Below are 12030 nucleotides of genomic sequence, written 5' to 3'. Positions count from 1 at the left end.
CGATTCACCCCGTCATCAGCGGAGGAAAAATCCGGACCGCGTCCGCCGGTGAAGCCTCCCCGGCCACGAAGCCGTCGGGCCGGACCAGATAGAGGCGCCCCGGCTGCAACGGCGTCGAAGGGGCCGGCGGAAAGACGTGGACCTGCACACCCAGATCCGGCACGTCGGCCGCCTTCACCCCGCCGTACGCGTGAATCTGCCAATGCAGTGACCGCAACGCGGCGAAATTCTCGCCGGCCCACGGCAGACGCCGGCCGACGACCGCGTCCCGACGGCCTCCCGAGGAGCGCGGCGTCATCCAGTAGTGGATGCGGACCTGGGAGACGTACTGGAACAGGCGGGAGCCGCCGCGGGTTCTCGGGACGGCACGGACGCCGACCGGAGCCACCAGCGGGACGATCAGCCGGCGGACCACGCGCGACAGCGGGGACTGCGAGGTCACCCCGGCGAAGATGCGGTCGGTCGTGGCCACCAGGCGTTTCGCCACCGGACGGCGCTCGGCCTCGTAGCGGTCGAGCCACGTGTCGCGGCGCCGGCCCTGCAGGACGTCGGCGAGCTTGAAGGCCAGGTTGTGGGCGTCCTGGAGGCCCGTGTTCATGCCCTGCGCGCCGACCGGGGAGTGCACGTGCGCGGCGTCGCCGGCCAGGAAGAACGGCCCGTCGCGGAAGGCGGCCGCGACGCGGTGGTGCACCCGGTAGGTCGCGAACCAGCGGGAGCGGTCGTAGGTGACGGCGAACTTGCGCAGCCGCGGGATGACGTCCTCCTCGGACAGCTCGCCGTCGCCGTCCTCGTCGCGGACCAGCCCGATCAGGCGCCACGAGCCGCGGCCCTTCATCGGGAAGGCCAGCAGGAAGTCGTCGCTGCCGACGCGGACGTTGACCGCGCCCTCGACCATGCCGCCCGCCGCGAGCGCGTCGAGCACGTAGAAGCGGTGCGGGTTGGTCGTGCCCTCGAAGGCGATGCGGCGATATCTGCGGATCGCCGAGTTCGACCCGTCGCAGCCGACGCAGAACCGGGCGCGGACCGTGTCGTTGCCGACCTTGGCCTCGACGCCCTCGTCGGTCTGGACGACCGCGGTGACCGCGGTCTCCCACCGCACGTCGGCGCCGAGCTTCTGAAGATTCTCGTAGAGGATCTCCTCGTTGCGGCTCTGCTCGAGGACCTGCAGATACGGGTACGGCGTCACGCCCTCGCCCAGCGCGCCGAGCGGGATCCGGCCGAACGCGCGATCGAGATAGCCGGGCGCGAGCGCGTCCGCCCGCTGCGCCGCGGCCAGGACGAGGTCGCCGAGGCCCATCTGGTCGTAGATCTCGAGGCTGCGGGCCTGGACGACCAGCGCCCGGGACTCCCGGGTCGGGCCGTCCTTGCCGTCCACCACCAGTACGTCGGCACCGAGCTTGACCAGCCAGTTGGCGAGCATCAGCCCGGTCGGGCCGGCGCCCACCACCAGCACGTCGCACGTCAGGTCGGCCATCGGCGACCCGCCTCCTTAGGTCGTGAGCGCCTCCGCGACGTTCCTGAGAAGCAGGGCCTCGGCGAGGCAGCACCGTTCGAACTCGGCGAGGTGCAGGCTCTCGTCGGGGCCGTGTGCCCCGGAATAAGGGTCCTCAACGCCAGTGACGAGAATCGATGCGTTCGGGAAAAGCTCCTGGAAGGTGGCGATGAACGGAATGGAGCCGCCGACGCCCATGTCGACCGGCTTCGCGCCGTCCCAGGCCGAGGTGAAGGCGGCGCGGGCCGCGTCGTAGGCCGGGCCGGTCGCGTCGATCACGCACGGCGAGCCGTCGCTCTCCAGCGTGACCTCGACCTGGGCGCCCCACGGGACGTATTTCTCCAGGTGGGAACGGACCGCCGCGTACGCCGACTTGGGGTCGTCGCCGGGCGCCAGCCGCACGCTGATCTTGGCCTTCGCCGAGGGTTGCAACGCGTTCGCCGCCTCCAGCGTGCGCGGCGCGTCGATGCCGAGCACCGAGATGGCCGGCTTGGTCCAGATGCGGTCGGTGATCGTGCCGCGGCCGATCAGCTTGACGCTGTCGAGCACCCCGCCCTCGTGGCGGTAGCGGTCCTCGGGGTAGTCGACGCCGGCGCCCTCGCGGCCGACCAGGCCGTCGACCGCCACCTCGCCGCTGTCGTCGTGCAGGCTGGTCAGCAGCCGGGAGAGGACCATCAGCGCGTCCGGGATCGGGCCGCCGAACATGCCGCTGTGCACGGCGCTCTTGAGCACCTTGACCTCGGCGAACAGGTTGACCAGGCCGCGCAGCGAGGTGGTCAGCGCGGGCTGGCCGATGTCCCAGTTGCCGGAGTCGGCGATCACGATGACGTCGGAGCGCAGCTCCTCGGTGTGCTCGGCGATGATCTCGTTGAGCGAGTCGGAGCCGTACTCCTCCTCGCCCTCGACGAAGACGACCACGCCGACCGGCAGCTGGTCGCCGAAGGCGCGCAGCGCCGCCACGTGGGCCATCACGCCCGCCTTGTCGTCGGCGGCGCCGCGGCCGTAGAGACGGCCGTCGCGCTCGACCGGCTCGAACGGGTCGCTCGCCCAGAGCGAGAGGTCGCCGACCGGCTGCACGTCGTGGTGTGCGTAGAGCAGCACGGTCGGCGCGCCGGGCGGGGCCGCCTTACGGCCGATCACCGCGGGCTGGCCGCCGTGCCGCACGATCTGCACCTCGAGGCCGCAGCCGCGCAGCAGCTCGGCCACGGCCTCGGCGGACCGCTCGACCTGGGTGTGGTCGAAGCCCTCGAAGGCGATCCCGGGGATCCGGATCAGCCGCTCCAGGTCGGCGCGGACTCCGGGCATCTCCCGCGCGATCGCGGCGCGCAGATCGGTTTCGTTCAAGCTCATGAACCGATCCTAGGGTGCTAGCTCTGGCCTTCGTCGTCCTGGCGGCCTCGGCCGGACGCCCAGCCGCGGGCGCCGCGCACCGCCGACCCGGCCAGGTCGCCGGCGCCGTCGCCGAACTTGCGCAGCAGGTTGACCAGCGGGTCCTGCGAGGTGGTGAAGGTTTCCCGGTACGACGCGGCGGCCGCCTTCACGTCCTCGGTCACCGAGGCGTCGCCGTCGGAGTCGCGGCGCGGGTACTCGCCGCCGAGGATCCGGGCGTACTCCCCCGAGTCGATCCACTTGCGCAGCTCGGCGGCACGCGCGACCGGCACCGGGTGGGTGCTCCACAGGGTCAGGCCGATCTTGTGCACGCTGTCGCGCAGGTCGCCGCCGCTCTCGTACTCGGCGGCCTGCTCCAGGAAGGCGGCCGTGTCGATCTGGGAGAGGTCGCCGCCGCCGGCCAGCTTCATCAGCAGCCGAGTCGAGGCGGCCGGGTCCTGACCGGCGAGCAGGCCCGCGCGGTCGGCGGAGAGCTCGGCCTTGCGCCACCACTCGAACATCGCGGCGATGATGGCGCGCAGCGCGATCGCCCCGATCGGCAGCCAAGCCAGCGAGACCGTCCACCGGGTGAGGATCATCATGATCGTGCGGTAGACCGAGTGCCCGCTGCGCACGTGGCCAAGCTCGTGCCCGAGCATGGCGCGCAGCTCGTCGTCGTCAAGCCTTTCCACCGCGCCCGTGGTGACCACGATGAACGGCTTGTCGAGGCCAATCGCCTGACCGTTGATGATCGGGTCCTGCGTGACGTACAGGTCGGGGAGCTCGGCCACGTCGAGGGTGGTGGCGGCCTCGGTGAAGCGCTGGTAGACGCGCGGGTACTGCCGGTGGTCGACCCGGATCGCGCTGGAGAGGAACGCCAGGCGGAAGCCGCGCTCGTTCCACATACCGAAGAACGCCTTGATCATGTCGTCGAAGCCGCGCAGCTCGCGCAGGGCGGTCAGCGCACCGCGGTCGGCGGGGTGCTCCCAGGCGCGGGAGCTTATTCCGGTCAGCGTGACCCGCCGGCGTACCGGGCGGTTCTCTTCGTCGGTCATGATCGCACCCCGTCTCCCCGCTCCCGCAGCAGCGTGAAGCGGTCGTCGCCGGTCGTCGCCTCGCCGTCGACGATCAGGTCGGCGGCGTCGCGCGTGTCGTCCTCGGCGAAGTGCCGGTCCTCGGCAGCACGCCACCGCTCAAGGTACGCCCGGAACGCAACGCTGTCGTCGCCATCGCGGGCCAGGGCCCGGCGCCAGCGCAGATCGGAAGGGGCCACGACGAAAACCGAGAGACTCAGCTCCGGGCGAATCTCACGCCTTGCGGCGCTCACACCTTCCACGAGTACGGCGGGAGCAGGGTCGACGCGGACCGGAGGACCGGCGAACTCCCCGAGGTGCCACTGGTACCGCCGGTAGGTGGCGGTCTCGCCGCGCCGGATCGGGCCGAGCACCTGGCGTTCGAGCCGTTCCCAGAAGGTGAACTGGTCGTCCCAGCCGTCGAGCAGGTCGTCGGTGTGCACGACCGGGGCGTCGAGCTGCTTGGCCAGCCGCAGGGCGAAGGTCGTCTTGCCCGCGCCGCTCGGCCCGTCGACCGCGATCAGCCGCGTGTTGCCCAGCCGCGGGGCGGTTTGGCTGATTTCTTGCGCTAAGTCCGCGTATCTCATTGCGGCGCCCCCGGCGACACGAACGGCAGACCGCGCGGCGGGCCCTGCTCGATCAACCGCCACAGCGCCCCGGTGTCGAGATGCTCCTCCACCAGGTCGCCCAAAACATCAAGAGCCTTTTCCCGTACGGCGGTGAAGCGCGTCCCGGGAGCGACAGTGAAGCCATGCCGGCCGGCCTGCGACGCCGCCGCGGTGAGGAAACGTCGCCGGAACTCGTCGTTCTCGAACGTGCCGTGCCAGTGTGTGCCGTAGACGTTGCCGACGGCCGCGCCCTCGGGCCACCCATCCGCATAGCGCAGCAGCGGGGGTGGCGAACCCCGGGAAACGAGGCCGTGGTGGATCTCGTAGCCGGTGACCGGGGCGCCGAGCCCCTCCCCCGCGGGCCGGGCCAGGGTCTTGCGCGCCGCGAAGGTGATGCCGATCGGCAGCAGGCCGAGCCCCTCGACCTCGCCGCGTCCGCTCTCCACCTCGTCATGAATGCTCTCGGCGAGCATCTGGAAACCTCCGCAGATGCCCAGCAGCGGCTTGCCCTCGGCCACATGCCGGCGGATCGCCGCGTCCAAGCCGGTGTCGCGCAGCCATCGGAGGTCGTCGACCGTGGCCTTGGAGCCGGGCAGCACCACGAGGTCGGCGTCGGCGATGTCGCCGGGCTCGATGGTGAGCTGCACCCGGACGCCCGGCTCGGCGGCGAGCGCCTCGGCGTCGGTGGCGTTGGAGATGCGGGGCAGCCGGACCACGGCGACCCGCAGCCACTGCTCGCCGTGCGGCGGCCCGGGGCGGCCCAGCGTGCGGCCGTAGGCGAGCGAGTCCTCGGCGTCGAGCCAGACGTCGAGGTGGAACGGCAGGACGCCGTGCACGGGACGCCCGGTCACCGACGTGATCATGTCGAGCCCGGGCCGGAGCAGGCCGGCGTCGCCCCGGAACTTGTTGATCACGAAGCCGCTGACGAGCGCCTGATCCTCCGGGCTGAGCAGCGCGAGCGTGCCGTGGAAGGCGGCGAAGACCCCGCCGCGGTCGATGTCGCCGACCACGATCGCGGGCAGGCCGGCGTGGCGGGCCAGGCCCATGTTCACGAAGTCGCCGTCGCGAAGGTTGATCTCGGTGGGGCTGCCGGCGCCCTCACAGATCACCGCGTCGTACTCGGCGCGCAACTCGTCAAGGGTCACCCACGCGGTCGCGGCGAGCCGCTCGCGCATCGAGCGGTAGCTGCCGCCGGTGACCGTGCCGACCGCCTCGCCGAGCAGCACGACCTGGCTGGATCGGTCGCTGCCCGGCTTGAGCAGCACCGGGTTGAACCGAATGTCGGGCGGCAGGCCGCACGCCGCGGCCTGCATGGCCTGGGCACGGCCGAGCTCGCCGCCGCGGCCGTCCGGGCCGACCACGACTGCCGAGTTGTTCGACATGTTCTGCGCCTTGAACGGCGCCACCTTTACGCCCTGACGATGCAGCCAGCGGCAGATCCCGGCCGTGACGACGCTCTTGCCGGCGTCGGACGTGGTGCCCGCGACGAGCAGCCCGCCACTCATCGCCCGCTCCGGCGACCTACCGGGAGACCGCCGAAAGCGCGGCTCGCGGCGAGACGAGCGGCAGAGCGACGCACGGCGAGGCGAGCGGCGGGGCGGCTTCCCGCAAAGCCGGCGGCGTGGCGGCGGCTCAGGGCGAGGCCGGCGGCGATCAGTGTCGCTGCCGCGCCGACCGCGCCCGACACGCGCGCGGCGCGGCGCAGGTGGACGGCTGCGGGGCGTGGGCCGTCGCCGAGGAACGCGCGCACCTCGCTGCGTCCGAAGTAGACGTTGCGGCCGCCGAGCCGGACCCCCAGCGCGCCGGCCATCGCCGACTCGCACTGGCCCGCGTTCGGCGACGGGTGGTCGTCGCGGTCGCGCCGCCACACCCGCAGCGTCTCGCGCGGCGAGCCGCCGGCGACCGGCGCCAGGGCGATCGTGAGCAGGCCGGTCAGCCGGGACGGCAGCAGGTTGAGCGCGTCGTCGAGCCGGGCCGCGGCCGTGCCGAACCGCTCGTAGCGCGGCGACCGGTGCCCGACCATGGCGTCCAGCGTGTTGGCCGCGCGGTATGCCAGCAGTCCGGGCAGGCCGACCAGGCCGCCCCAGAACAGCGGCGCGACGACCGCGTCCGACGTGTTCTCGGCCACCGACTCGACCGTGGCCCGGGCCAGCTCGGAAGCGTCCAGGGTCGACGGATCGCGGCCGCACAGATGGTTGAGCCGGCCGCGGGCGGACGGCAGGTCGCCGTTGTCGAGGTGACCCGCCATGATCCGGGACTCGCGGCGGAGCGTGCGGCCGCCCAGCACCGTCCAGGTCGCGGCGGCCACCAGCGTCGCCCGCGCCACCGGGTGCCGCCGGGTCGCCCGCGCGGCGGCGAGCCCGGCCAGCGCCGGCCCGCCCACCGCAAGCGCGGTGAACGCCGCCCCCGACCGGCGATCGGGCCGGTAGAGACGGCGCTCGAGCGTGCCGGCCGCCGTGCCGAAGCCGGCGACCGGGTGGAACCGTCGTGGATCGCCGAGCACGGCGTCGAGCAGATACCCGGCCACCAGCCCGGCGGCGTCCGCACCCGCCATGTCTCAAACCCCCGTTTTACGAAGAATGCCCTAGGGGCAGAGGTCGCACACCCAGACCGGTCGTTCCTCACCCGAGGACGGGAACGACGGCACCGGCGCCGCCTCGCCCCAGACGAGCGCGCCGGGTGCGCGGTCCTCCAGGAACTCGACGACAATCGCGTGCAGGTCGCTCGTGGCGCGGTAGGGCGCCTCGAACGGCAGGTTGTCCTGCCCGCGGGAGCCCGTCGAGCAGCGCAGCTGCCCCGCTTCCCCGTCGTGCCAGACGTAGAACGTGGCCGGACCTTCGTACGGCATGGTGGCCACCTGGTCGCGCAACAGCTCGGCGGTCTCCTCGAAGGCGGTGACCACCTCATCGGCGGACATGCCCATGCGCTCATGCGGCGGAGCGCCGAACCAGCTGGTGTTGACGTGCTCGGCGTCCTGGTCGTGCGGTGAGAGCACCAGTATCTCGCCCGCGATCGCGCGGATCTCCTTCAACAGCACGGGGCCCAGTGTGCCCGGCCGACCCTGGACCGGGCCAACCGGGCGGACAACCCCTGTTCGGAAGACCTAATCCGAACAGGGGTTGTCCGGTGATCAGGCCGCGACCGGCTCCTTCCTGGCCCGGCGGGTGCGCCGGGTCACCACCGGCTCCTCGGCGACCAGGCGCTCCACCTCGAGGGCGAGTTCCTCGTCACCCTCGGGCCGGTCCTCGGGAGCGGGCTCGGAAGCAGACGCGGAAACGGGCTCCGCGACGGGCTCGGGCGCGGCGGCGGACATGGGCTCCGCGACGGGCTCGGGCGCCGGAACGGGAACGGGCACGGGCGCGGGAACGGGCTCCGCGAAGGTCGGCTCGGGCACGTCGGGGACGCCGTCGCCGTACGCGATCGGGGCCTCGTCGGCAGCGAGCGCGACGGTCTGCTCGCCCGCGACCAGGGTCTCGCCCTCGGCGTCCTCGAGCTGCGTGGCGCTCATCCCGGCCCGGGTGCGGAAGAAGCGAGCGCGGCCGCGGGACAGGTCGTGGCCGATCGCGGACGCCTCCATCTCGTACGAGACGCGGTGGTTGCCGCTCTCGTCCTTCCAGTCGCGGGTGTAGAGCCGGCCCTGGACCAGCACCGGGTCACCCACGGTGATCGACGAGGCGACGCCCTCGGCCAGCCGGCGCCACGCGACGACGCGGATACGCAGGTTGTTGCCGTCGACCCATTGACTGTTCTCCTTGTCGTAGCGGCGGGCGGTCGAGGCGACCTTGAAGTTGGCGACGAGCGCGCCGCTCGTCGGGATGCGACGCCACTCCGGGTTGGCGAGCACGTTGCCGACGAGAGTGATGGTGGTGTCGAACACGGGTCCTCCTGAATCGGGAACGGGTGAGGCGGCGAGCATGCTCCCGGCCCGTACGGGATGGAGGTCTTGATCTTGATTTTTGGGGACGAGAGCCGACATGTGGATTTCGCCATGAGGCCCTGTTGATCTGATATGCCTGATCGTGTGGAGATCGACGTTCTGGGCCCGCCCTACGAGCGGCACACCATCGACCTGGGCAGCGACGATGAGGGCGCGGTGGTGGCGACGCTGGTCCGCCGGCGCGCCGACCGGCCCACCCACCGTGCCGTCCTGTACGTGCACGGCTTCGTGGACTACTTCTTCCAGACCCATCTCGCCGACTTCTTCGCCGAGCGCGGCTGGGACTTCTACGCCCTCGACCTGCGCAAATACGGTCGCAGCCTGCTGCCGCACCAGACGCCGAACTTCGCCCGCAGCCTCACCGACTACTACCCCGAGCTGGACGAGGCGGCGCGGATCATCCGCGAGGTCGACGGCCACACTCAGATGCTGGTCAGCGGCCACTCCACCGGCGGCCTGATCACCTCGCTGTGGGCGCACTCTCGGCACGGCCGCGGCCTGATCGACGGTTTGTTCCTGAACAGCCCGTTCTTCGACTTCAAGCTGCCCTGGCTGGTGAAACGCCCGCTGATGACCGCGGTGGTCGGCGTCAGCGGCCGCACCCCCTACCGCAAGATCCCGACGGCTTCGCTTGGCTTCTACGGCGAGAGCCTGCACACCGATCACCGTGGCGAGTGGACATACGACCTGGCCTGGAAGCCGATCCAGGGCTTCCCGGTGACCGCCGGCTGGCTGAGCGCCATCCGGCGCGGCCAGCAGCGCCTGCGCGCCGGCCTGGCGATCGACGCGCCGATCATGGTGGCGTGCTCGACGCGTACGTACAAAGGCCGCGCCTGGTCCGAGGACGTCCGCATGTCGGATGTCGTCCTGGACGTCGATCACATCGTCCGATGGGCGCCGCTGCTCGGCCCGAGGGTCACGATCGCCCGTTTCGACGGCGGCGTCCACGACCTGACCCTCTCCGGCCCGCAGGTGCGCGCGGAGGTGTTTCGCGAGCTGGGACGCTGGGTGGACGCCTTCGTGCCGCCACCCGGGACGCCCGAGATCGAAGTGCCGCCGGCGCCCGAGGACAAGACGGACGACAAGTCCCAGGCGACCGCCTAGTATGTGGCTGCCAGCCAGCGCTCGTAGCTCAGCGGATAGAGCAACGGACTTCTAATCCGTCGGTCGCAGGTTCGAATCCTGCCGGGCGCGCTCTTGTGATGTCTCAGGACATCGGAAACCCCTGAACCCGCGGTCGCAGGTTCAGGGGTTCTTCTTTCTTGGTGCCGGTCCGGGTGGTTTGTTGAGGCGCTGGTAGCGCTGGCTGGGGTCGAGGACGAGTTCGCGTAGGAGTTCGCCGGTGGTGGCGTTGATGATGCGGATGTTGAGGTCCTGGACCAAGACGAGGACGTGGGTTCCGGTGTGGGTTCGCCCGACGCCGATGGAGTAAAGCGTGCCGTTGTAGCGCAGGGTGATTTTCCCGGCTTTGTCGATACGGTCGCGGCGGAGCCGGTCGTGGGACTCGGTGCTGCTCTGGCCAGTGGGGCTGGCTTTGGGCCGGGCCTGGTAGGCGGTGGCCGGGGTGGCTTGGTGCGGCAGGGATCGGTGTGGCCGGCGGTGGTTGTACTCGTCGACGAACGCGTCGATCAGGGTCTGTAGTTGGCCGATGTCGGCGGGTTGGGTGGGCTGGCCGCGGAGCCATTTTTTGAGGGTTTGCTGGAAGCGTTCGACTTTGCCGCAGGTGGTCGGGTGGTTCGGGCGTGAGTTCTTCTGTTTCACGCCGTAGCGTGCAGGTCGTGTTCGAGGCCGTTGCGGCCGCGGCCGCCGGACAGGCGGGTGGTGAACACCATGCCGTTGTCGGTCAGCGTGGACGCGGGAACACCATGCCTGGTCACGGCGTCACGGAAGGCGTGCACCACGATCGGGCCGGTGACCCGCGGATGGGCGGTGACCGAGAGCGCGTAGCGGGAATGGTCGTCGATCCAGGAGAGGATTTCGGCGTCGGGGCCGGCCGTCGGGGCGGGTGAGCCGGTAGTGGGTGAAGTCGGCCTGCCAGCATTCGTTGGGCTGCTCAGCTTGGAAGCGGATGTAGGACGACTTCGGCCGTTTGGCCGGCTCAGGGGTGATCAGGCCTTGGGCGGCCAGGTGCCGGGCGATGGTGGCCCTCGAGACGGTGATGCCGTGGCGGTGCTGCAGGTGCCAGCGGATCGTGTCCGGGCCGGCGTCCAGGCCCCGCTCGGCGAGCTGTTTGCGGGTCGCCACGATCAACGCGACGACCTGCGGGCTGATCGCGGACGGTGACGAGCGGGGCCGCCGCGAGTGTGGTTCGAACGCGGCCTCGCCCTCAGCCTGGTAGCGGGCGATCAGCTTGGACACCCAGCCTTTGGAGACGCCGTAGGCGCGGGCGGTCTCGGCCTGCGAGCGGCCTTCGACGATGACAGCGGTGATCACGAGACGGGCTTTGGACACCCGCCGACGATCACCAGCATCCAGAGTTTCCGATGTCCCGACACACCGTTTCCGATGACCCGAGACACCCCATTCCGATGTCCTGAACCAGCACACTGCCGGGCGCGCACATTTACCAGGGTAGAAGTTCTGATCATTTAGATCATCTTCGATCGAAGGTCCGCTCCGGGTCCGTTCGTGTCGTCCGATACGGGCACGTCCGGACCTTCCGTCGGCTGAACTGTCGAGAGCTGGAGGGCTTAGGCGCGAGTGCCGATTGCTCCGCTCAGAGAGTGCCACACGTCGCGTGCGGGTTGGGCTATGCTCAAGGCGACTGGGGGAACAATGAAATGTTCTCCAACGTTTTTGATCTTTTTCATCGCCAACAACCCCACGCCTCCCGACGCGAGGCGCCAAGCTTCGCATGGACGTGAAGACCGCAACACATACCTTTTCCACCCAAGGCTCGGCGCGGGTGCGGTGAAAGGTGTGTGCGCATGTCGCCGTACTGGCTCCTCGCCCTCGCAGGTCTCAGCCTCGGGCGTGGGTTGGCCGCCGTCGCGTGGTACGACTTCAACGCCGTCATGGCGTCGAAGTTCGGTGCCGAGGTCCTGGACAAGACTAAGCACCTGCGGGCGGAGCCTGTCAGCGAGGCCATCCCCAAAGCGCTCGCGCGCCGTCAGCACACCAAATCGCGGGATGACGCGGCAACGCCTAGGAAGGGCTGACGCCTTATCGGGCAGCACCATGCGTCGGGCCAGGTTCGCGGTAATGCTCTGGCGCGATGCGGGACGGGTGAGGGCTGAGAGTCTTCGTGTCTACCGGCCACTCGTCATCGCCAAGCCGAGAAACGTCTCCCACTAGCTGGCCAGCACGGATCAAGGGCAGCATCACCTGACCAGCGAGAAGGAGGCCGATCCCGAAACCCGACATCGAAATGGCCGCACTGGCAAGAGGTCGGTCCCGATATCCCCACCCCAACGCAAACATCACCACGGCGAAGGTTGAGATAAGCAGGAACGAGACCGCGACGGACGCTCCAGTCCGAAGCAGGCACGCGACCAACTCTGCCGGGTGGAAGTAGAACCACCTGATCATCCTGACGCGCGCCGAGGCCCTCTC

The 12030-nt window shown here is 70.5% G+C and carries 12 protein-coding genes and 1 tRNA gene; 3 read left to right on the top strand and 10 right to left on the bottom strand.

The annotated features are described in order from the left end of the window. Positions 1-4: 4 nt before the first annotated feature. The 8 genes from ACQPZX_RS07205 to ssb form a co-directional block, all read right to left on the bottom strand. Positions 5-1474: an FAD-dependent monooxygenase gene (locus tag ACQPZX_RS07205; protein ID WP_433376108.1), complete on the bottom strand. Its 1470-nt coding sequence runs from the start codon at positions 1472-1474 to the stop codon at positions 5-7. Between the two features lie 15 nt (positions 1475-1489). Then, a complete protein-coding gene (locus tag ACQPZX_RS07200; RefSeq protein WP_433376105.1) occupies positions 1490-2842 on the bottom strand; it encodes a dipeptidase in 1353 nt (450 codons plus the stop codon). A 17-nt stretch (positions 2843-2859) separates the two neighbouring features. Continuing rightward, positions 2860-3915, bottom strand: a complete 1056-nt coding sequence (locus ACQPZX_RS07195; protein ID WP_433376102.1) for a M48 family metallopeptidase — start codon at positions 3913-3915, stop codon at positions 2860-2862. Then, positions 3912-4520, bottom strand: a complete 609-nt coding sequence (locus ACQPZX_RS07190) for a uridine kinase family protein (RefSeq protein WP_433376099.1) — start codon at positions 4518-4520, stop codon at positions 3912-3914. The genes ACQPZX_RS07195 and ACQPZX_RS07190 overlap by 4 nt, the downstream gene beginning before the upstream one ends. Beyond that, complete coding sequence (locus tag ACQPZX_RS07185; protein WP_433376096.1) at positions 4517-6046, bottom strand: cobyric acid synthase; 1530 nt, start codon at positions 6044-6046, stop codon at positions 4517-4519. Before ACQPZX_RS07185 ends, ACQPZX_RS07190 begins: the two co-directional genes overlap by 4 nt. After that, positions 6043-7095 (bottom strand): cobalamin biosynthesis protein, encoded by a 1053-nt coding sequence (locus ACQPZX_RS07180; RefSeq protein WP_433376093.1) that lies wholly within the window; start codon positions 7093-7095, stop codon positions 6043-6045. The genes ACQPZX_RS07185 and ACQPZX_RS07180 overlap by 4 nt, the downstream gene beginning before the upstream one ends. 30 nt (positions 7096-7125) lie before the next feature. Continuing rightward, a complete protein-coding gene (locus tag ACQPZX_RS07175) occupies positions 7126-7578 on the bottom strand; it encodes a hypothetical protein (RefSeq protein ID WP_433376090.1) in 453 nt (150 codons plus the stop codon). 93 nt (positions 7579-7671) lie between these two features. After that, positions 7672-8418: a single-stranded DNA-binding protein gene (ssb, locus tag ACQPZX_RS07170; RefSeq protein ID WP_433376087.1), complete on the bottom strand. Its 747-nt coding sequence runs from the start codon at positions 8416-8418 to the stop codon at positions 7672-7674. Positions 8419-8562: 144 nt separating this feature from the next. Between ssb and ACQPZX_RS07165 the strand changes: the two genes are divergently transcribed. Both ACQPZX_RS07165 and ACQPZX_RS07160 read left to right on the top strand, forming a co-directional pair. Then, positions 8563-9582, top strand: a complete 1020-nt coding sequence (locus tag ACQPZX_RS07165; protein WP_433376084.1) for an alpha/beta hydrolase — start codon at positions 8563-8565, stop codon at positions 9580-9582. A 17-nt stretch (positions 9583-9599) separates the two neighbouring features. Continuing rightward, positions 9600-9672, top strand: a tRNA-Arg gene (locus tag ACQPZX_RS07160). A gap of 51 nt (positions 9673-9723) precedes the next feature. Here the strand turns inward: ACQPZX_RS07160 and ACQPZX_RS07155 are convergent. Further along, on the bottom strand, positions 9724-10239 hold the full coding sequence (locus ACQPZX_RS07155; RefSeq protein ID WP_433376081.1) for an integrase core domain-containing protein: 516 nt from the start codon (positions 10237-10239) through the stop codon (positions 9724-9726). Positions 10240-10359: 120 nt separating this feature from the next. Beyond that, the gene (locus ACQPZX_RS07150) at positions 10360-10929 is read right to left on the bottom strand and encodes a helix-turn-helix domain-containing protein (protein WP_433376078.1); all 570 of its coding nucleotides are present in this window, start codon (positions 10927-10929) and stop codon (positions 10360-10362) included. Positions 10930-11405: 476 nt separating this feature from the next. Here ACQPZX_RS07150 and ACQPZX_RS07145 point away from each other — a divergent pair, with 476 nt between their 5' ends. Next, positions 11406-11636, top strand: coding sequence for a hypothetical protein (locus ACQPZX_RS07145; protein WP_433376075.1), 231 nt, complete (start codon positions 11406-11408; stop codon positions 11634-11636). Positions 11637-12030: the final 394 nt, after the last annotated feature.

The sequence above is a fragment of the Actinoplanes sp. CA-142083 genome (assembly GCF_050942195.1).
GTDB lineage: Bacteria > Actinomycetota > Actinomycetes > Mycobacteriales > Micromonosporaceae > Actinoplanes.
Note: the sequence above shows the minus strand (reverse complement) of the source record. Positions and strands in the feature narration are given on the sequence as shown.

Coding starts and splice junctions, on each gene's coding strand:
- ACQPZX_RS07205 (WP_433376108.1), bottom strand. CDS start 1,474: ATGGCCGACCTGACGTGCGACGTGCTGGTGGTGGGCGCCGGCCCGACC.
- ACQPZX_RS07200 (WP_433376105.1), bottom strand. CDS start 2,842: ATGAGCTTGAACGAAACCGATCTGCGCGCCGCGATCGCGCGGGAGATG.
- ACQPZX_RS07195 (WP_433376102.1), bottom strand. CDS start 3,915: ATGACCGACGAAGAGAACCGCCCGGTACGCCGGCGGGTCACGCTGACC.
- ACQPZX_RS07190 (WP_433376099.1), bottom strand. CDS start 4,520: ATGAGATACGCGGACTTAGCGCAAGAAATCAGCCAAACCGCCCCGCGG.
- ACQPZX_RS07185 (WP_433376096.1), bottom strand. CDS start 6,046: ATGAGTGGCGGGCTGCTCGTCGCGGGCACCACGTCCGACGCCGGCAAG.
- ACQPZX_RS07180 (WP_433376093.1), bottom strand. CDS start 7,095: ATGGCGGGTGCGGACGCCGCCGGGCTGGTGGCCGGGTATCTGCTCGAC.
- ACQPZX_RS07145 (WP_433376075.1), top strand. CDS start 11,406: ATGTCGCCGTACTGGCTCCTCGCCCTCGCAGGTCTCAGCCTCGGGCGT.